Origin of the sequence: Duganella sp. SG902 (assembly GCF_013376005.1) — a bacterium.
Lineage (GTDB): Bacteria > Pseudomonadota > Gammaproteobacteria > Burkholderiales > Burkholderiaceae_D > Rugamonas.
The window spans coordinates 97,904-116,961 of record NZ_JABMJK010000005.1; the positions used below are offsets into that span (position 1 = coordinate 97,904).

The window sequence follows — 19,058 nt, forward strand, 5'->3', positions numbered from 1 at the left end:
GTTCAACAGCTGAACAGTAAACCACGGGCGCAAATCCCGTGGCAATCAACATTGTGATTGAAAAACTATCGCGCCCAGGGGGCCGCGCACGTTACAACCGGTAACAGCTAAGCCCGCTTCAGATTGCTAATCTTCGCCCATACGTCAGCGAGGAAGGATCTGCCATGGGTGATCAAACGAAACATTTTAAAACCGCCGTGTCCTCGACACTTATGCTGAGCTTGCTCGCTCTCGCGGGGTGCAACAAGCCGGCCGAGGCCCCGCCACAAGCGGCTGCGGCGGCACCGGCGCCGGCCGCGCCATACACGCCGCCTACGGCGGAACAGCTGTCGCAGATGGTGGCGCCGATCGCCCTGTTTCCAGACAAGCTGGTTGGCCAGGTGCTGGCGGGCGCCACCTATCCAGAGCAGATCGCGGCCGCCGACCAGTGGCTGGCGCAGCATCCCTCGTTAAAAGGCGACGCGCTGCAAAACGCGGAGAATGACCAGCCGTGGGACGTGAGCGTCAAATCGCTGACCGCCTTCCCGACCGTACTGAACCAGATGGCCGGCAACATGCAGTGGACCCGGGCGCTGGGCGATGCCTACGTGAACGACCCGAACGACGTGATGAACGCCATACAGGTCTTGCGCCAGCGCGCCCAGCAGGCGGGCAACCTGAAAACCTCGCCCCAGCTGCGGGTTTCCACCACGGTGCGCGCGCCGGCGCCGCCGCCCGAGGTCATCCGGTCGGAGACGGAGCCAGTGGTGTACTCGGGGCCGGCAGTGATCCAGCCGCCGCCGCAAACCATCATCATCGAACCGGCCCAGCCGGACGTGGTCTATGTGCCCCACTACAACCCTGCGGTCGTGTATGGCGAGCCGGTGCCGGTTTACCCCGGCTGGACATATCGTCAGCCGGCCTATTCCAGCGAGGCCCTGGTCACCACCGGCGTGCTGTCGTTTGGCGTGGGCGTGCTGGTCGGCGCGGCGGTGGGCCATCACCATGACTGGGGCTGGAACGCATGGGGCGTCAACTGGGGCGCGCCGCATCCTGGCTATAACGGCGGCTGGCAGCGGCCTGCCGTGGTGTACAACAACTCGACCTATATATCCAAATCGGTCACCGTGGTGAATCACGTCAACAATATCAACGTCACCAACAACAACTACCGGACCACCAACAACGTCGTCAACCGCACGCAAAACATCGCCATCAACAACGCGCCGGCGCGTCCGCCGCAGCAGGCGGGCGGGCCGATGACCGTGCCCCACTTCACCGCGCGCGATGCCGTGCCCGGTTCACGTCCAGCGCCGGTCGCGATGGACATGCACGCGCGGGCCACGCCGCCAACGATTCAGCATGAGCAGCGCCAGCCACCGCGCTTGGCACAGGAAATGCCGCCGATGGCGAACAAATCGCCGCGTGCGGAACCGTTCAGTGAGCACGCATCAGTCCCGGCAACGCTGGAACATCCCCACGCGGACGCCATGCGCGCGCATGCCGATGCCGACCGCGAACACACGTTGCCGCCTCAGGAGCACAGCGTCGCCGCCATGCACCCGCCGCCAATCCAGCACGCCGAGGCAGCCGTGCCACATGCCCCGCCGCCGAACCGCGACCTCGGCATGGCGGAGCGGATGCCGCCTCACGCGCCGCATCAGGACATGCTGGCCATGCACACCGCGAAACCTCAGGCCGCCAAGCCGGCGCCGGCGAAGCCACACGTGGAGAAACACGAGGAGAACAACCACCATCACGACAAACACGACGCGCAGGAGCATCACAGCTAGAACTATTCGTGGCTTTTTTGATGCAAGTCAAAAAGCCACAAGAAAATTTTTTGTCAAATTGCCGTCGCGCGGCCGCAGCTCACGCGATTCGAGCCTGACAAGCGCACGGCACAGCCCGGGCGAACGGCAATTTGGCACAGCCAGGCACACGGCGACAGCGCAAAACCCCGTACTCTCAAGCGTGGAGGAGATGGTATCGCACAATCTAAGTGATTGATTTTGCGGGAAATTTGTGGTGCGGCTGGCGGGGATCGAACCCACGACCCTTGGCTTCGGAGGCCAATACTCTATCCACTGAGCTACAGCCGCGACAGGGGGATACACGAAGGTGTGCCGTAGGATACCGTTTTTCTCGCACCCCGTCCATGGGGCAGTGTCGTTTTAAACAAGTTTGCGTTTCCTTCGCGGCATTCTTGTGCCTATAATCACCCGTTTGGTGAAGGTTTTACAAGGTAGCTGCTGTCCATGCTTTGCGCCACCCGGCTTGAAATTTGTCTGTTAAGGAAATCATGAGCGACGCACATAACGAACACGAATCCGCCATCAGAACGCCTAAACAACTCGTTGCAGCTGTTATCGGCTTCTTCGCAGTCACCATCTTCGGCATCATTCTCCTGGTCCAGTATGTCACCACGAACAAGCTGACCGGGGCCGGCTCCAACAGCCAGGCGCCGGAAGAGGTCGCCGCCCGTATCGCCCCCGTGGCCGACCAAGGCTACACCTTGAAGGACGCCAACGCGCCGAAAGTCCTGCAGACCGGCGAGGCCATCTACAACTCCACCTGCGCCGCCTGCCATGGCTCCGGCGCGGCGGGCGCGCCGAAGTTTGGCGATGCCGGTTCCTGGGGCGCGCGCATCGCCCAGGGTTACGACACCGTGCTCAAGCACGCCATCGAAGGCCTGCGCGCGATGCCGGCCAAGGGTGGCAATCCGGATCTGGATGACGTGGAAGTGGCGCGCGCCGTGGTCTACATGGCCAACGCATCGGGCGGCAAGTTCAAGGAGCCGGCCGTGCCAGCGCCGGCCGCCGCGCCTGCGCCAGCCGCCGCCGAGCCACTGAAATAAGCGCCTTCCGCTTCCAGGAGAAACCGGCCTTCGCGGCCGGTTTTTTTATTTGCACAGGCCGAAGGCCTTGCGGTCGGCGAAGTAGCGGTAGGTGAAGGTGCGCATCGGGTACTTGTTCAGCGCGATTTCGAAGGCTGGCGGGGTGATGTCGAACCGCTCGGGCAATTTCTCGGTCACGCGCAGGCGCACGCGCCAGATGGTTTCCGGGCCGGTGGCGCCGGCGATCAGCATGTCTGGTACTTTCGGAATCGCCTCGACGATTTCGGCCGGCGAGTTGGTGGTGCGCTGGTAGAAAGTCACCAGCTGCGCCTTGGCCAGCACCGGCCCCTTGGGCGCGTTGACGTTGTAGTCACGGGTGAGGAACATGGCGCGCTCGCCGCGCGGCACGATATAGACGAAGGTGAACTCCGTGCTGCCGTCCGGCTGCATCACCGGCGGCGTGGTCGACACGCTGATCCCGCGCGGCAGCTCGAAGCGCGAGCCCTCCTGCCAGCTTGCGCAGTCCGGCGAGGTCGCCATGTACACATCGACCGGTGTATAGGAATCGCCGCAAGCGCTCAGCAGCAGCGGCAGGACGAGAGGAACGGTATAACGCAAGCGCATGGCAATCGGACTTCATCGAATCGGAAGCCCGTAGTGTAAATCAACTCCGGGGTCAGGTCCTCCATTTCTACACGAGCCCAGCCGTAGCGACCGCTACGGCTGGGCTCGTGTAGAAATGGAGGACCTGACCCCGGATTAAAAAAGGCCGCGTCACCGCGGCCTTTCGGGTTGCCTCAATATTTGATTACCACATGATCACGCGATCTTTCGGGGCGAGGTACATCTTGTCGCCCGGCTTGACGCCGAAGGCGTCGTAGAAGCCCGGCTGGTTGCGCATCGTGCCGTTGGCGCGGAACTGGCCCGGCGAGTGCGGGTCGGTCTTGATCTGCTGGATCTGCGCCGCTTCTCGCATCTTCATGCGCCACACTTGCGCGAAGCCCATGTAGAAGCGCTGGTCGCCGGTCAGGCCGTCGATCACCGGCGCTTTCTTGCCTTTCAGCGATAGCTTGTAGGCCTTGTACGCGATCGCCACGCCGCTGTTGTCGGCGATGTTCTCGCCCAGCGTCAGCTCGCCGTTGACGTGGTAGCCAGGCAGCGGGCTGAACTGGTTGTACTGCTCCACCAGCATCTTGGTCTTGGCCGCGAAGTTCTTGTGGTCTTCCTTGGTCCACCAGTCGCGCAGGTTGCCGTCGCCGTCGTACTGGGCGCCCTGGTCGTCGAAGCCGTGGCTGATTTCGTGGCCGATCACGCCGCCGATGGCGCCGTAGTTGACCGCGTCATCCGCATCGGCGTTGAAGAACGGCGCCTGCAGGATCGCCGCCGGGAACACGATTTCGTTCATCTCCGGGTTGTAGTAGGCGTTGACGGTCTGCGGCGTCATGCCCCATTCGTCGCGGTCGATCGGCTTGCCCAGCTTGTTCAGTTCCTTGTTGTAGTCGAACTGGCGCGAACGCATCACGTTGCCGACCAGGTCGTCCTTGCTGATGTCCAGCTTGGAATAGTCGCGCCATTTGTTCGGGTAGCCGATCTTGTAGGTGAACTTGGCCAGCTTGGCTTGCGCCTGCTTCTTGGTGACCGGGGTCATCCAGTCCAGCTTGTCGATCGAGGTCTTGTACGACGCCAGCAGGTTTTTCACCAGCGCTTCCATGCGCGCCTTGCGCTCGGCCGGGAAGTGCTCGCCCACGTACAGCTTGCCGACGGCCTCGCCCAGCGCGCCCTCGGTCACGGTGACGCCGCGCTTCCAGCGTGGACGCTGTTCGGTCACGCCGCTCAGCACGGTGCCGTAGAAGGCGAAGTTTTCATCGACGAAGGCTTTGCTCAGGTAGGGCGCGTGCGCGCGCACCAGCTGCCATTGGAAGTAGGCTTTCAGGGTCTCCAGCGGGGTGCTTTCCAGCAGCGCGGTCATGCCTTTCAGGTAGCTCGGCTGGCTGACGATGACGTAGCTGACCTTGCCGGCCACGCCGGCGTCGGTCAGGTAGGCGTTCCAGTCGTAGCCCGGCGCCATCTCGCCCAGCTTGGCGATGTCGACCTTGTTGTAGGCCTTGATCGGATCGCGCAGCTCGACCTTGGTCCATTGCAGCTTGGCCAGTTCCTTCTCGAACTCGACCACGGCGTGGGCGGTGGTGGCACCGTGCGCGTCGCCGGCCAGGGTCAGCATTTTGCCGACGTGCAGCTCGTACTTGGCCAGCGTGTCGGCCAGCTTGGCGTCGTCCGCCTTCAGGTAGTAGTCGCGGTCCGGCAGGCCCAGGCCGTCCTGGTAGATGTCGGCCACGTACTTGGTCGAATCCTTGTTGTCCTGGTGGACGCCGTAGTTGTACGGCGCGGTCACGCCGATCTGGTTGAAGTGCGAGATCAGCTGCGGCAGTTGTTTCTTGTCGCTCAGGGCGGCGATCTTGGCCAGCTCGGCGTTCAGCGGGGCGATGCCCAGTTGCTCCAGCCTGGCTTCGTCCATGAAGCTGGCGTAGAAGTCGCCGATGCGCTGCGCCTCGGGGCCGCCGGCCTTGTTGGCGGCCGCGCCCTCGATGATGGCGCGCAGCTGCGGTTGAATGTCATCACGCAGCTTGGCAAAGCTGCCCCAGCTCGATTTGTCGGCCGGGATTTCGGTCGTGGCCAGCCACTTGCCGTTCATGTGGGTGAACAGGTCGTCCTGCACGCGCACGGCCGGGTCGATGTATTCGACGGCGATGCCGGAGGTGGGCTTGCTTGCTACTTTGGCGCTGGTGGGGGCGGCGCTTTTGGCGCTGTCCGCGGCGCCGGCCAAACCTGCGATCAGGCTCAGCATCAATGCACTAACGAGATGACGTTTCACGAGTTTTCCTTCAAGGTTTTTAGATACGACTGATTACATTACCACATGATGACGCGGTCTTTGGGCGCCAGATACATCTTGTCGCCCGGCTTGACGCCAAAGGCTTCGTAGAAGCCCGGCTGGTTGCGCACCGTGCCATTGGTGCGGAACTGATCCGGCGAATGCGGATCGGTTTTCAGATACACGATTTGCTGCGCGTCGCGGATCTTGCTGCGCCATACCTGGCCGAAGCCCATGTAGAAGCGCTGCTGGCCGGTCAGGCCGTCGATCACCGGCGCCGGCTTGCCGCCCAGCGACAGCAGGTAGGCCTTGTAGGCGATCGCCGCGCCGCTGTTGTCGGCGATGTTTTCGCCCAGGGTCAGCTCGCCGTTGACGTGGTAGCCCTTGACCGGGCTATAGCCGTTGTACTGCTTGACCAGCATCCTGGTCCTGGCCGCGAAGTTCTGGTGGTCGGCCTTGGTCCACCAGTCGCGCAGGTTGCCGTCGCCGTCGTATTGCGCGCCCTGGTCGTCGAAGCCGTGGCTGATCTCGTGGCCGATCACCGCGCCGATGGCGCCGTAGTTGACCGCGTCGTCGGCCGCCGCGTCGAAGAACGGCGGTTGCAGGATCGCCGCCGGGAACACGATTTCGTTCAGCTCCGGATTGTAGTAGGCGTTGATGGTTTGCGGCGTCATGCCCCACTCGTCGCGGTCGATTGGCTTGCCCAGTTTGTTGATCTCCTTGGCGTACTCGAACGCGCGGGCGCGCATGCGGTTGCCGACCAGGTCATCCTTGGCCGCCACCAGCGCCGAGTAGTCGCGCCATTTGTTCGGATAGCCGATCTTGGTGGTGAACTTGGCCAGCTTGGCTTGCGCCTGCTTTTTGGTTTCCGGGCCCATCCAGTCCAGCGTATCGATGCTTTGCGCAAACGCGGCCAGCAGGTTCCTCACCATCTGTTCCATGCGCGCCTTGCGCTCGGCCGGAAAGTGCCGCTCGACGTACAGCCTGCCGAGCGCCTCGCCCAGCGCGCTATCGGTGAAGTTGACCGCTCGCTTCCAACGCGGCTCCTGCTCATTCACGCCGCTCAGCACCTTGCCGTAAAAGGCGAAGTTTTCCTGCGCGAAGTCCTTGGCCAGATACGGCGCGTTGGCGTTCAGCACCTGCCAGTGGAAGTAAGCCTTCCAGGTCGCCAGCGGCGTCTTGTTGAGCAACTTGTTGAAGCCGCTGATGTAGCTCGGCTGGCTGACGATCACGTAATCGACCTTGCCGCCAATGCCGGTGTCGTTCAGCCAGCTGGTCCAGTCGTAGCCCGGCGCCAGCTTGGGCAGCTTGTCGAGCGCCACCTTGTTGTAGGCCTTGACCGGGTCGCGCAGCTGGACCTTGGTCCAATGCAGCCTGGCCATCTCGGTTTCCAGCGCCACGATGGCCCTGGCGTCGGCCGCCGCGTTGGCGTCGCCGGCCAGCGCCAGCATTTTGGCGACGTGCTGCTCGTACCTGGCCAGGGTGTCCGCCAGCTTCCTGTCGGATTTCTTCAGGTAGTAATCGCGGTCCGGCAGGCTCAGGCCGTCCTGCACCAGGTCCGCCACGTACCTGGTCGAGTCCTTGTTGTCCTGATGGATCACGAAACCGTAGGGCGCGGTGTAGCCGTAGCGGTTGAAGTGGGCGATCAGCGCCGGAATCATCTTCTTGTCGCTGAGCGCGGCCACGCGGTCGAAGTCGGCCTTCAGCGGCGCCAGGCGCACTTCTTCCAGCTTGGCTTCGTCCATGTAGCTGGCGAAGAAGTCGCCGATGCGCTGGGCGTCCGAACCCGGCTGCCTGCCGGCGTCGGCGGCCGCCGCTTCGATGATGGCGCGCAACTGCGGCTTGGTGTCGTCGTTCAGCTTTTCAAACGAGCCCCAGCTCGACTTGTCGGCCGGGATCTCCGTCCGCGCCAGCCACTTGCCATTCAGGTTCAGGAAGAAATCGTCCTGCGGACGCACACTGCTGTCGATGTTGGCGAGGTCCACGCCCGAGGTCTTCGGTTCCGCATGGACGCCGGCCGTGGCCAGCAGCGCCAGCAGCAGGGCACTAGCGAGGTGAGCTTTCAAGTCTATCTCTCCGATATGTATAGGCAAGCCCCGGAACAATAGCAAAAAAGCCACCTCAGGTCACGCTTACCAGATGATCACACGCTGTTCCGGCGCAACATACAGCTTGTCGCCGGGCTTGACGCCAAACGCTTCGTAGAAGCCCGGCTGGTTGACCACCGGTCCGTTGACGCGGAACTGGCCCGGCGAGTGCGGATCGGTCTTCACCTGCAGGATCTGCTGGTCCTCGCGCATCTTCACGCGCCATAGCTGGCCCCAGCCCATGAAGAAGCGCTGGTCGCCGGTGAAGCCGTCGATCACCGGCGCCGGCTTGCCGGCCAGCGACAGCTTGTAGGCCTTGTAGGCGATCGCCGTGCCGCTGTTGTCGCCGATGTTCTCGCCCAGCGTCAGCGCGCCATTGACGTGGTAGCCCGGCAGCGGGCTGTAGCCGTTGTACTGCTTGACCAGCGCGTCGGCCTTGGCGCGGAAGTTGGCACGGTCCTCCTTGGTCCACCAGTCGCGCAGGTTGCCGTCGCCGTCCGACTGGCTGCCGCCATCGTCGAAGCCGTGGCCGATTTCATGGCCGATCACCGAGCCGATGGCGCCGTAGTTGACCGCGTCGTCGGCGCGCACGTCAAAGAACGGCGGCTGCAGGATGGCGGCCGGGAATACGATCTCGTTCATGGTCGAGTTGTAGTAGGCGTTGACGGTTTGCGGCGTCATGCTCCATTCCTCGCGGTCGATCGGCTTGCCCAGCTTGGCGACCATGCGCTGGTGGGCGAAGTATTCCGAGCGCAGCACATTGCCCAGCAAGTCGTTCCTGACGATGGACAGGGTCGAGTAATCGCGCCACTTGCTCGGGTAGCCGATCTTCGGCGTGAACTTGGCCAGCTTGGCCTGCGCCTCCAGCTTGGTGGCCGGGCTCATCCAGTCGAGACCGTCGATGCTGTTCTTGTAGGCGGCCAGCAGGTTCTTCACCAGCGCGTCCATGCGCTCCTTGCGCTCGGGCGGGAAGTATTCCGCCACGTACAGCTTGCCCAGCGCCTCGCCCAGGCTCGCCTCGACCAGCGCCACCGCCGATTTCCAGCGCGGCGGCTTGACCGCCACGCCGGTCAGCACGGTGCTGTAGAAATCGAAATGGGCGTCGGCGAATTCCTTCGACAGGTAAGGCGAGGCCTGGCGCAGCAGCTGCCATTCAAAATACGATTTCCAGGTGGCGAGGTCGGTCTTTTCCAGCACCGCGTTGAAGCCGCTCAGGTAGCTAGGCTGGTTGACGATCACATAGTCGACCTTGTTGGCCACGCCGCTCGCGGCCAGCGCGTGGCCCCAGTCGAAGCCGGGCGCCAGTTCGGCCAGCTGCTTGATCGGCATCTTGTTGTAGCGCTTGACCGGGTCGCGGTTCTCCACCTTGGTCCACTGCGCCTCCGCCAGCGCGGTTTCCAGCGCGACGATCTTTTTCGCGTTGGCATAGCCATTGCGGTCGCCCGACAGCGTCAGGATTTTGCCGACGTGCAGCTCGTACTTGGCCAGCGCGTTGGCCATCTTGGCGTCGTCTTTTTTCAGGTAGTAGTCGCGGTCCGGCAAGCCCAGGCCGCTCTGGCCGATGTACACCGCGTACTTGCTCGACTCGCGCGCATCCTGGCGCACGCTCACGCTGTACGGCACCGTCACGCCGATCTGTCCGAGGTGGGCGAACAGCATCGGCAAGCCCTTCTTGTCCTTGATGGCGCGCACGCGGTTCAGCTCGCCGGTGAGCGGACGGATGCCCAGCTGGTTCAACTTGTCTTCATCCATGAAGCTGGCGTACAGGTCGGCGATCTTTTGCGACTCGGTGCCGGTCTTGGCCTTCTCCGCCGCCGCCTTCTCGATCAGGCCGCGCAATTGCGGCAGCGTGTCGTCGCGCAGCTTGGCGAAGGTGCCCCAGCTGGACTTGTCGCCCGGGATCTCGGTGGTCTTGAGCCAGCTGCCGTTGAGGTAGGTGAAGAAGTCGTCCTGCGGACGCACACTGGTGTCCATGTTGGGGATCTCGATGCCGGAGATCGGCGCGGCCGGCTCGGCGGCGCTGGCGAAGGCGGTCATCAGGCTCAGGGTCAGTGCGGTCAGCAGTGGTTTCACAACGTATCCTTTTTAGAATTTCATTTCGTACTTGACGCTCCAGACCGTGTAAGTCTGGTTGGTCGTGGTGGCCAATTGTGTGAGGCCGCTGGTGGTGACGGTGTTGGCCCCGATGGCGTCCTCCGCCGCCAGGTTGTTGGCGGAAATGCGCAGCTGGTTACGCGCATTAAACTTCCACAAGCCATAGGCGTCAAACGAACGCTTGCGGCTGGTGTAGACCAGCTGCGACAGGCTGGTCTGGATCAGCGTCTCCGGCGTCCAGTTCAGGCTGCCGCCGAGCGTGAGCGGCGCATCCTTCATGCGGTAGTCCAGGCCGACATTGGCGGTCTGCTTGGGCTGGGCGTCGATGCGGTTGTTGGGGCCGGGAATATCGTCGACGCTGGACCAGAAGCGGCTGTAGTTGCTGCGGAAATCGATGGCCGGCGCGCCGGCCACCAGCTCCTGCAACTGGAACTTGGCTTCCAGCTCGATGCCCTTGGTGCGCGCGTGGCCGATATTGCGCGGCGTCGACACCCAGCGCGGCCCGGTGCTGGTATCTTGCAGCGCGATGTCGCGGCGGATCAGGTCGTCGATATCGCGGATGAAACCGCTGGCGCTGAGGATGCCGGCGCGGCCGAGGTAGTGCTCGTAGGCGAGGTCCAGCCCGGTGGCCAGCTCCGGCTTCAGGTTGGGGTTGCCCACGCGGTCCGGCTTGGTCGCGCTGTTCAGGCGCGACAGCGACGGCAGGGCGATCAGGTCCTGGATGTTGGCCGCCTTGTAGCTCTTGGTCAGGCTGGCGCGGATCTGGTCCTTCTCGTGGCCGGGAATGCGGTACACCGCGTGCAACAGCGGACTGAGCACGCTGCTGGTGTTGCTGATGTCGCCACCGCCGCCGCCGCGGCTGCTGGTGGTGCGGATGCCCTCCCAGCGCATGCCGGCGTAACCAGACCATTGCGACGAGATATCCCACTCGTCCTGCACGAACACGGCCAGGCGGCGCGTGTCGGCGGTCAGGTTGTCGCCGGAATCGGCGAACTGGGCGTTGCCATCCTTGTCGACCGAGGTCTTGGTTTCCTCGCGGTGGCCGAGCTCGATATCCCAGCCGGCCGCCAGGGAGTGCTGCTTGCCGATCGGCGTGCTGTACTTGCCGCCGCTGTTGGCGCTGCGGTCGCGCACGCTGGCGGTGTCGGTGTAGCGGTCCAGCAGCGTGCCGGCGTTGTCGTACTGGTAGCGCAGCGCGTCGCTGTCGCTGTGGCCGGTGCCGAAGCCGAACTTCACGTCCAGCTTGGCCGCGCCCTCCAGCTTGTGCACCCAGTTGCCGAAGCCGCGCAGGAAGGTCGATTCCGCATGCGAGTTGGCCAGCGCCAGGTTGTACTCGGGCGGCTGCAGCAGCGCGGCCGGCACCAGGCCCGGATTCTGCGTCAGGTCGCTGCGGGTATCGCCATCGCTGCGGTTGACCATCAGGAAGGGCTGGAAGTTCAGCGTGTCGCTGTTGTCGAACTTGTAGGACAGGCGCGGCGTCAGGTGCAGGCTGCGCGTTTCGCGCGCGGTTTCGTCGAGGACGTTCTCGTCCTTGGTGACCACGCCGTCGCCGCGGGTGTCGAGGTTGTGGGTCTCGGTCTGGTCGTGCTGACGGTTTTCCGCGATGGTGCCGGTCAGCAGCCACGTCAGGCTGCCGGTCTTGCCCGGCACGGTCAGCGAGACATTCGGCGCGTGGCGGCCCTGCTCGATGGTGTCGGTCAGCTTGAGCTGGTTGTCGCGCTGCTGGTAGCCGTCGCGCAGGATGATGTTGATGGTGCCGGCGATGGCGCGCGTGCTGTGCTCGGCAATCGGGCCGCGCATGATTTCAATCCGCTCCACCTGGTCCGGCGACAGCGACTCCATCGAGAAGCCGGCCGGCGGACGTTCGCCGTTCAGCAGGATCTGCGTGTAGCCGCTGCCCATGCCGCGCATGCGCACGTCGCCGCCGCGCCCCGGGCGCCCGCCGATGGTGACGCCGGGCAAGCGCTTGAGCACGTCGCCGAGGTTGCTGTCGCCGTTGCGGTCCAGCTCCTCGCGGCCGTAAATCTGCTTGCCGGCCACGGAATTGCGGCGCTCGGTCATGTCGTCCGCGCGGCCGCCGCTGATGGTGACTTGCTGCATCTGCTTGCCGTCGCCGGCGGCCTTGACGGCGGGGGATGGCGCATCGGCCGGCGCGGCCTCGGTTTGCGCGCTGGCATGGCTGGCGCCCAGCAAGGCCAGCGAAAGCCCAGCCAGGAAAGGTAATTTGTTCATGATCATCATCGGGTGGAACCGCGGCTGAATTTCCGCGCAAAACATTCTACCTTTGGCCTCCGGACCGATCTCACAAAGCCGCGTTTTTTTACTTAGCGATACATACAACCAACATTCGCTCCCTGCCGTGCGCGCCCACCCCGCCCCCGCGCGTCCCACGGGAAAGCGCGCGCGAAATACCATAAGAAACAAGGTTGCATTCTCACCAATCCTCACCTGAAACAATTTTCAATTTATACACATAATTTCATAATACGTTACAAAATTACAATTGAATCAGGCTCATCAAAAGAGAAGAATCAGCTCCGGGTTTATCCCTGTTCCCGCGTGCTTTTCTCAACTTTTGAAGGAGTATTCATGCCAAGTTTCGCTGATTATTTCAAAGAAAATATGGATGCGCTGGGGCTGCCCACGCCCTCGACGATATTTTCAAGCATCGGTAGCGCCGTCAGCAACGCGGCCGCCATCAGCAACGCCATTAAAACCTTCGGCCCCAACGTCACCATCCAGGATCTGATCGGCGCCGGCACCGTCTCGGAGGAGCTCGCGGTGGCGGGCGCCTTGTCGGCCTCGTATTACGTGGGCGCGGTGATCGGCAGCACCGCCGTGGCGATCGGCCGGGTGATCAGTGACGGCGCGTCCATCTCCGACCTGCTCCTGGGCCTGAACAATCTGCCGGTCGACCTGCCGTCCTGGTGGCCGTCCGACTACTCGAGCGACTACACCGTGGCGGTCGACGGCGCGGTGGCGGCCGGCGATGGCGGCTACGGCAGCGGCACCATCACCTACGACGGCGATGGCGGCAGCGGCGGCGACGGCAGCGGCGGCCTGGGTGGCGGCGGCGATACCGGCGGCGGTGGCGATGGCGGCGGCGGCGATGGCGGCGGCGGTGGAGGGGGTGGTGGCGGCGGCGAAGATCCGTATCCGGTCGAGGAGGAACGGGTGAAGGCGCCCACCGCGAACACCGCCGACCAGGCCCAGCCCCAGACCGCCAGCTCGGCGCAGCTGGTGCAGGCCATGTCGACCTTCGCGGTGCCGGCCAGCGCCACGGTCGAACATCCTCAGCAGCAGGTGACCACCACGCCGGTGCTGGCGCACGCGGCCGCTTGAACGACTGTTTGCAAACGGCGCCGCGCCGTTTGCAAGTCCATCCCATGCCCAGGAGAAAAGAATGAAATCGTCCGGTTTGAAAGACAATGCGCTGTTGCTGATCACGGGTGCGCTGTGCGCGCTGGCGGCCTGGTTTTTCTGGTCGTACTTCAAAAGCGCCGGCTTCGATATTCTCTATATCGTCACCATCGTGGCGCTGATTTTTGAGAACCAAAAACTGCGCAAGGCGCTCAAGGCCACCGACCCGACCCATCATGAATAGCGGCCTGCTGTCGCTGGTGCTGATGGCCGGCCTGCACGGCATTTCGGCCGACGCCGCCCAGCTCCTGCATGAATTCGGCCACGACCAGTTTGACAGCCTGACCATCGTGCTGGCGGCCAAACGGCTGGGCATGAAGGCGCGACAGACCCGCCCGGACCCCAGGCGCTTGCTGTACACGCCGCTGCCCGCCATGGCCAGCGACCAGCACGGCCAGTACTTCGTGATCGCCAAGTTCGACGCGGCGCAGCCGGGGGCCGAGCGCATCCTGATCCAGCGGCCGCTGGAGGCGCCGTCGGTGCTGTCGCTGCAGGAATTCCTGGCGCTGTGGAGCGGCCAGCTGATCCTGTTCACCAGCAAGGCCAACTACGAAGGCGACAGCGCGCGCTTCGACTTCACCTGGTTCATCCCGGCCATCATCAAATACCGGCGCATGCTGGGCGAGGTGCTGATCGTGTCGCTGGTGCTGCAGCTGATCGGGCTGGCCACGCCGATGTTCTTCCAGGTGGTGATGGACAAGGTGCTGGTCAACCAGGCGCTCAAGACGCTGAACGTGATCGCCATCGGGCTGGTGTTCGCCACCGTGTTCGAGGTGGTGCTGACCGCCATCCGCACCTATGTGTTCTCGCATACCAGCAGCAAGATCGACGTCGAGCTCGGCGCCAAGCTGTTCCAGCACCTGCTCAGCCTGCCCATCGCCTACTTCGAGGCGCGCAAGATCGGCGACTCGGTGGCGCGCATCCGCGAGCTGGAAAACATCCGCGCCTTCCTGACCGGCAACGCCATGACGCTGGTGATGGACGTGCTGTTCTCGTTCGTCTACTTCGGCGTGATGTTCTGGTACAGCCCGCGGCTGACGCTGATCGTGGCGCTGTCGCTGCCGCTGTACGCGGTCTTGTCGCTGGTGTTCACGCCGGTGCTGCGGGCGCGCCTGAACCGCAAGTTCAACCGCAGCTCGGAGAACCAGTCCTTCCTGGTCGAATCGATCAGCGGCATCGGCACGGTGAAATCGATGGCGGTTGAGCCGCGCTGGCAGCAGAAATGGGAGCGCCAGTTGGCCGCCTATGTCAGCGCCGGCCTGAGCGCGACCAACATGGCCACTGTGGCCAACGGCGGCGTCACCCTGATCAGCAAGCTGGTCACGGTGGGCATCATGTGGGCCGGCGCCGGCCTGGTCATCGACAGCCGCCTGACCGTGGGCGAGCTGATCGCCTTCAACATGCTGGCCGGGCAGATCTCCTCGCCCATCCTGCGCCTGGCGCAGCTGTGGAACGACTTCCAGCAGGTCGGCATCGCCATGGGGCGGCTGGGCGACATCCTCAACGCCCGCACCGAGGTCGCCGGCCAGAAGACGCGCATGGCGCGCATCGAGGGCCAGATCGAATTCGACCAGGTGTCGTTCCGCTACCGCCCGGACGCCAGCGACGTGGTGCGCGCGCTCAACCTGCACATCCGCAGCGGCGAGGTGATCGGCATCGTCGGCCGCTCCGGCTCGGGCAAGAGCACGCTGACCAAGCTGGTGCAGCGGCTGTACGTGCCCGACCGCGGCCGCGTGCTGATCGACGGCCAGGACCTGGCCATCGTCGACACCACCTCGCTGCGCCACCAGATCGGCGTGGTGCTGCAGGAGAACATGCTGTTCTCGCGCTCGATCCGCGACAACATCGGCCTCACCAACCCGGCGCTGCCGATCGAGGCCATCATGGCGGCCGCGCGGCTGGCCGGCGCGCACGAATTCATCTGCGAGCTGCCGGAGGGCTACGACACCCTGGTCGGCGAGCATGGCGCCGGCCTGTCGGGCGGCCAGCGCCAGCGCATCGCCATCGCCCGCGCGCTGCTGAACGACCCGCGCATCCTGATCTTCGACGAGGCCACCAGCGCGCTCGACTACGAGTCCGAGCACATCATCCAGCACAATATGCGGCAGATCTGCGCCGGCCGCACGGTGCTGATCATCGCCCACCGCCTGTCGGCGGTGCGCGACGCCGACCGCATCGTGGTGATGGAGCGCGGCCAGATCGCCGAGATCGGCAGCCACGAGGAACTGCTGCGCCATCCGGACGGCCTGTACACCCGGCTGTGCCGGCTGCAGGCCGGCCAGGGCAGCGTGGCGGCGGCGCCGCGCATCAGCCAGCCGGAGGCGGCATGAGCTGGCGCCATCGCCTGGCCGCGCACGGCGCGCTGTGGCAGAAATACCGCGACACCTTCCGCTACTTCTGGCAGCGGCGCGACGCGCTGGAGGCGGCGCCGCTGCGCGCGGAGGAGGCCGAGTTCCTGCCGGCCGCGCTGGCCATCCAGCACCGCCCGCTGTCGCGCACGGCGCGCCTGACGGCCGCCACGCTGGTGCTGCTGGTGCTGACCCTGCTGCTGTGGTCGATCTTCGGCCACATCGACATCGTCGTCAACGCCAAGGGCAAGCTAATACCGCACGCCTACACCAAGGCGGTGTCGTCGATCGACGTGGCGGTGGTGCGCGCGCTGCTGGTCAACGAGGGACAGGCGGTGAAAGCCGGCCAGGTGCTGGTGGAGCTGGACGCCACCGCGCCCGAGGCCGATCACGACAAGGCCGCCGGCGACATGCGCATGGCGCAGCTGCAGGTGGCCCGCGCGCGGGCACTGATCGCCGCGCTGGAACATGGCGGCGCGCCGCGCCTGCCGCCGCTGGACGGCATCGACGAAGCACAGCGCCGCGTCGCGCAACAGCATCTGGATGACCAGTACGCGGCCTACCGCGCCAAACTGGACCGCATCGACGCGCAGATCGCCCGCTACCGCGCCGAACTGCCGCTGGCGCAGCAGCGCGCCGACGACTACAAGGCCCTGCTGGCGCAGCACGACGTCGGCGAGCACGCGTGGATCGAGAAGCAGCAGGCCGCCATCGAACTGCAGGCGCAGCTGGCGGACGCCCTGACCCAGCGCGCGGTGCTGCGCGGCGACACCCGCAAGGAGGCGCAGGACGCGCTGGCCGACGGCTTGCGCGTCGCCGCCGACAACGACCAGGACGCCCGCCGCAGCGCCGCCCACGCCCGCCTGCTGACCTTGACCGCGCCGGTGGATGGCACGGTGCAGCAACTGGCGGTGCACACGGTGGGCGGCGTGGTGCCGGCGGCGCAGCCGCTGATGCTGATCGTGCCGGCCAGCCCGCAGGTGGAAATGGAGGCGCGCATCGAGAACCGCGACGTCGGCTTCGTGCGCGAGGGGCAGACGGCGGCGGTCAAGATCGACACCTTCGACTACACCAAGTACGGCACCATTCCGGCCCACGTCAGCCATATCTCGCGCGACGCCATCGAGGACGAGAAAAAGGGGCCGCTGTACGCCGTCAAGGTCAGCATCGACCGCGCGGCGATACCGGTCGACGGCCGCCTGCTGCCGCTGTCGGCCGGCATGTCGGCCAACGTCGAAATCAAGACCGGCGAACGGCGCATCATCGAATACCTGTTGTCACCTTTGCTACAACATCAGCATGAGACCTTCCGTGAACGCTAGCCGGCGCCGCTGGCTGCCGGCGCTGTGGCTGGCCTGGCTGGCCGCCGGCCCGGCGGCGGCGCAGGACAGCGCTCCCTGCGGCGCGCCGACCGCCGACCTGCAACACCTGAGCCTGGCGATGGCGGTGGACCTGGCGCTGTGCAACAACCCGCGCATCGGCGCGGCGTGGGCCGGCATCCGCGTGCAGGCGGCCGCGCTGGGCGAGGCGCGCGCGGCCTATCTGCCGACCGTCAACGCCGCCGTCACCCACCTGAACGACCGCACCGAATATCCGGGCCTGGGGCACGGCACCACCAGCCTGGCGGGGCTGGCGCCGACCATCGGCCTCAACTGGCGTCTGTTCGATTTCGGCGAGCGCGACGCCAACAACCAGCTGGCGCAGGCGCTGCTGGACGCGGCCTACGCCAACCACGAGGCGGTGCTGCAGAAAACCCTGGCCGGCGTGGTCAACGCCTATTTCGATGCGCAGACCCAGCTCGCCACCCGGCAGGCGCGGCTGGAAAGCCAGCAGCTGGCGGAACAGACCCTGGCGTCCGAGCAGCGGCGCGCCCAGCATGGCGCCGCCGGCGCGGCGGACGTGCTGCAGGCGCAAACCGCGCTGGCCAAGGCGCGCCTGGAGAGCAACCGCGCCGCCAGCGGCTACCGAAAATCGTTGACGCTGCTGGTGTACGCGCTGGGGCTGGCGCCGGACACCGCGGTGGAGATCAGCGACGACAGCGTGGACGATGCCGCCCCGCTGCGCCGCCAATTGCAAGAGTGGTTGGAGGTGGCGCAGCGCCACCCGGCCATCCGGGCCGCGCGCGCCGGGGTGGAGGCGGCCAGGCAAAAGGCGGCCGCGCTGCGCGCGCAGGGCCTGCCGACGGTGGACGTGGGCGCCAACATCTACCAGAACGGCCGGCCCAACCAGGGCCTGCCGCCGATCACCTCGCGCGAAACGCTGCTCAGCGTTACGCTCAACATTCCCCTGTTCGACGGCCACAGCCAGTCCTACAAGGTGCGCGGCGCGCAGGCGCAGATCGAGCAGAAGGAGGCGGAACTGGCGGACACGGAACACCAGATCCTGCAGGAAGTGATCAAGGTCTACGCCGACGCCAGCGCGGCGCTGGACAACCTGGCGGCGTCGCAACAACTGCTGGAGAGCGCGCGGGACGGGCTGGCCAGCACCCAGCGCAAATTCGACCGCGGCGCCGCCGACCTGCTGGAGTTGCTGACCGCCCAATCGAGTTGGCTGGACGCGCGCCAGGAACGCATCCGCTGCCAGATGGAGTGGCGCAGCGCGCGGCTGGGATTGATGGCCAACGCCGGCATCCTGGGCCGGCTGCCGGCCGCGCCTTAACCGCCGCCGCCGGGCAGATTGACGTTGACGCCGCCGGCGCCCACGCCCATGCCCATGCCGCCGTGTCCGCCGCCCTTGCCGCCGCGATGCTCGCCGCTCGGCTCGCGGCGTTCCGGACGCGGGCTGGCGCCGTTATCCGGCACGCGCTGCAGTTGTTCGCTCACCAACTGCACCACGGCCTGACGCTGCTCCTCGTTCAGGGCGTCATTGACGGTCAGCCACCATTCGCGCAACTGCTTTTCCTCGGCGGCGCTGATATTGCTTTCCTCGTCCAGCGCCTTGCCCAGATCGCGCAGCTCGACGTTGGCGCCCTGCGCGCCGGCCAGCGCGGCCGCCTGCAGGCGCTCGCGGCGGGCCTTGCGATCGCTCAGCAGCTTGCGGGTCTTCGATTCCGTCTGCGACCACAGGGTTTGCTGATTGGCGTTCAGGTTCAGCGATTTTTTCAGCTCGGACGCCATCGGCAAATAATCCTCGGCGCGCATCTCCGTCACCGGCAGGGCAAAGGACGGCGACAGCAGCGCCGACAGGGCCAGCGCCGCACTGACGCGGCGCAGGGAAAATGACAACAATCGCATGGGTGCTCCGTAGGCAAAAAAAAGCCAGCGCTTGGGGCGCTGGCAAAAACCACTTCAGGGTAGAGAGAAATACGAGCTCAGTGTAGGCCGCGAATTTGCGGGTTTCAGGGGTTCTTACAAATACTTACTGTCGTGAACGTTAGGGATACACTGGGTACAAATCAGCAAACTTGGCGTTTCACCAAGCGG

Annotated in this window: 13 protein-coding genes and 1 tRNA gene; 7 read left to right on the top strand and 7 right to left on the bottom strand. The window is 65.1% G+C overall.

Going from position 1 to position 19,058, the window contains the following annotated elements:
• Positions 1 to 212: 212 nt before the first annotated feature.
• A complete protein-coding gene (locus tag FHW83_RS12490) occupies positions 213 to 1,772 on the top strand; it encodes a DUF3300 domain-containing protein (RefSeq protein ID WP_229224156.1) in 1,560 nt (519 codons plus the stop codon).
• 233 nt (positions 1,773 to 2,005) lie between these two features.
• Here FHW83_RS12490 and FHW83_RS12495 read toward each other — a convergent pair.
• Positions 2,006 to 2,081 (bottom strand) — tRNA-Arg (locus FHW83_RS12495).
• Positions 2,082 to 2,281: 200 nt separating this feature from the next.
• Here FHW83_RS12495 and FHW83_RS12500 point away from each other — a divergent pair.
• Positions 2,282 to 2,836, top strand: a complete 555-nt coding sequence (locus tag FHW83_RS12500) for a cytochrome c5 family protein (RefSeq protein ID WP_176646689.1) — start codon at positions 2,282 to 2,284, stop codon at positions 2,834 to 2,836.
• Positions 2,837 to 2,881: 45 nt separating this feature from the next.
• Here the strand turns inward: FHW83_RS12500 and FHW83_RS12505 are convergent, their stop codons facing one another.
• The 5 genes from FHW83_RS12505 to FHW83_RS12525 all read right to left on the bottom strand — a co-directional run bounded on the left by FHW83_RS12505 (position 2,882) and on the right by FHW83_RS12525 (position 12,100).
• Entirely contained in the window at positions 2,882 to 3,439 is a 558-nt protein-coding gene (locus FHW83_RS12505; protein ID WP_176646690.1) for a hypothetical protein, read from the bottom strand.
• Between the two features lie 184 nt (positions 3,440 to 3,623).
• Positions 3,624 to 5,660 carry a M13 family metallopeptidase gene (locus tag FHW83_RS12510; RefSeq protein WP_176647021.1) on the bottom strand — a complete coding sequence of 679 codons (2,037 nt, stop codon included), beginning with the start codon at positions 5,658 to 5,660 and terminating at the stop codon, positions 3,624 to 3,626.
• Between the two features lie 65 nt (positions 5,661 to 5,725).
• On the bottom strand, positions 5,726 to 7,753 hold the full coding sequence (locus FHW83_RS12515) for a M13 family metallopeptidase (protein ID WP_176646691.1): 2,028 nt from the start codon (positions 7,751 to 7,753) through the stop codon (positions 5,726 to 5,728).
• A 66-nt stretch (positions 7,754 to 7,819) separates the two neighbouring features.
• Positions 7,820 to 9,811 (bottom strand): M13 family metallopeptidase, encoded by a 1,992-nt coding sequence (locus tag FHW83_RS12520; protein WP_176647022.1) that lies wholly within the window; start codon positions 9,809 to 9,811, stop codon positions 7,820 to 7,822.
• A gap of 48 nt (positions 9,812 to 9,859) precedes the next feature.
• Positions 9,860 to 12,100, bottom strand: coding sequence for a TonB-dependent siderophore receptor (locus FHW83_RS12525; protein ID WP_176646692.1), 2,241 nt, complete (start codon positions 12,098 to 12,100; stop codon positions 9,860 to 9,862).
• A gap of 357 nt (positions 12,101 to 12,457) precedes the next feature.
• Between FHW83_RS12525 and FHW83_RS12530 the strand changes: the two genes are divergently transcribed.
• The 5 genes from FHW83_RS12530 to FHW83_RS12550 all read left to right on the top strand — a co-directional run bounded on the left by FHW83_RS12530 (position 12,458) and on the right by FHW83_RS12550 (position 18,294).
• On the top strand, positions 12,458 to 13,210 hold the full coding sequence (locus tag FHW83_RS12530) for a hypothetical protein (protein ID WP_176646693.1): 753 nt from the start codon (positions 12,458 to 12,460) through the stop codon (positions 13,208 to 13,210).
• A gap of 61 nt (positions 13,211 to 13,271) precedes the next feature.
• Positions 13,272 to 13,472, top strand: a complete 201-nt coding sequence (locus FHW83_RS12535) for a hypothetical protein (RefSeq protein ID WP_176646694.1) — start codon at positions 13,272 to 13,274, stop codon at positions 13,470 to 13,472.
• Complete coding sequence (locus FHW83_RS12540; RefSeq protein WP_176646695.1) at positions 13,465 to 15,618, top strand: type I secretion system permease/ATPase; 2,154 nt, start codon at positions 13,465 to 13,467, stop codon at positions 15,616 to 15,618. The genes FHW83_RS12535 and FHW83_RS12540 overlap by 8 nt, the downstream gene beginning before the upstream one ends.
• Positions 15,615 to 16,958, top strand: a complete 1,344-nt coding sequence (locus FHW83_RS12545; protein ID WP_176646696.1) for an HlyD family type I secretion periplasmic adaptor subunit — start codon at positions 15,615 to 15,617, stop codon at positions 16,956 to 16,958. Before FHW83_RS12540 ends, FHW83_RS12545 begins: the two co-directional genes overlap by 4 nt.
• Positions 16,948 to 18,294 (top strand): TolC family protein, encoded by a 1,347-nt coding sequence (locus FHW83_RS12550; RefSeq protein WP_176646697.1) that lies wholly within the window; start codon positions 16,948 to 16,950, stop codon positions 18,292 to 18,294. The genes FHW83_RS12545 and FHW83_RS12550 overlap by 11 nt, the downstream gene beginning before the upstream one ends.
• Here FHW83_RS12550 and FHW83_RS12555 read toward each other — a convergent pair.
• Positions 18,291 to 18,869, bottom strand: coding sequence for a hypothetical protein (locus tag FHW83_RS12555; protein WP_176646698.1), 579 nt, complete (start codon positions 18,867 to 18,869; stop codon positions 18,291 to 18,293). The two genes, FHW83_RS12550 and FHW83_RS12555, sit on opposite strands and share 4 nt — an antisense overlap.
• Between the last annotated feature and the right edge of the window lie 189 nt (positions 18,870 to 19,058).

Coding starts and splice junctions, on each gene's coding strand:
- FHW83_RS12555 (WP_176646698.1), bottom strand. CDS start 18,869: ATGCGATTGTTGTCATTTTCCCTGCGCCGCGTCAGTGCGGCGCTGGCC.
- FHW83_RS12530 (WP_176646693.1), top strand. CDS start 12,458: ATGCCAAGTTTCGCTGATTATTTCAAAGAAAATATGGATGCGCTGGGG.
- FHW83_RS12505 (WP_176646690.1), bottom strand. CDS start 3,439: ATGCGCTTGCGTTATACCGTTCCTCTCGTCCTGCCGCTGCTGCTGAGC.
- FHW83_RS12540 (WP_176646695.1), top strand. CDS start 13,465: ATGAATAGCGGCCTGCTGTCGCTGGTGCTGATGGCCGGCCTGCACGGC.
- FHW83_RS12525 (WP_176646692.1), bottom strand. CDS start 12,100: ATGAACAAATTACCTTTCCTGGCTGGGCTTTCGCTGGCCTTGCTGGGC.
- FHW83_RS12490 (WP_229224156.1), top strand. CDS start 213: ATGCTGAGCTTGCTCGCTCTCGCGGGGTGCAACAAGCCGGCCGAGGCC.
- FHW83_RS12535 (WP_176646694.1), top strand. CDS start 13,272: ATGAAATCGTCCGGTTTGAAAGACAATGCGCTGTTGCTGATCACGGGT.
- FHW83_RS12520 (WP_176647022.1), bottom strand. CDS start 9,811: ATGACCGCCTTCGCCAGCGCCGCCGAGCCGGCCGCGCCGATCTCCGGC.
- FHW83_RS12510 (WP_176647021.1), bottom strand. CDS start 5,660: ATGCTGAGCCTGATCGCAGGTTTGGCCGGCGCCGCGGACAGCGCCAAA.
- FHW83_RS12545 (WP_176646696.1), top strand. CDS start 15,615: ATGAGCTGGCGCCATCGCCTGGCCGCGCACGGCGCGCTGTGGCAGAAA.
- FHW83_RS12500 (WP_176646689.1), top strand. CDS start 2,282: ATGAGCGACGCACATAACGAACACGAATCCGCCATCAGAACGCCTAAA.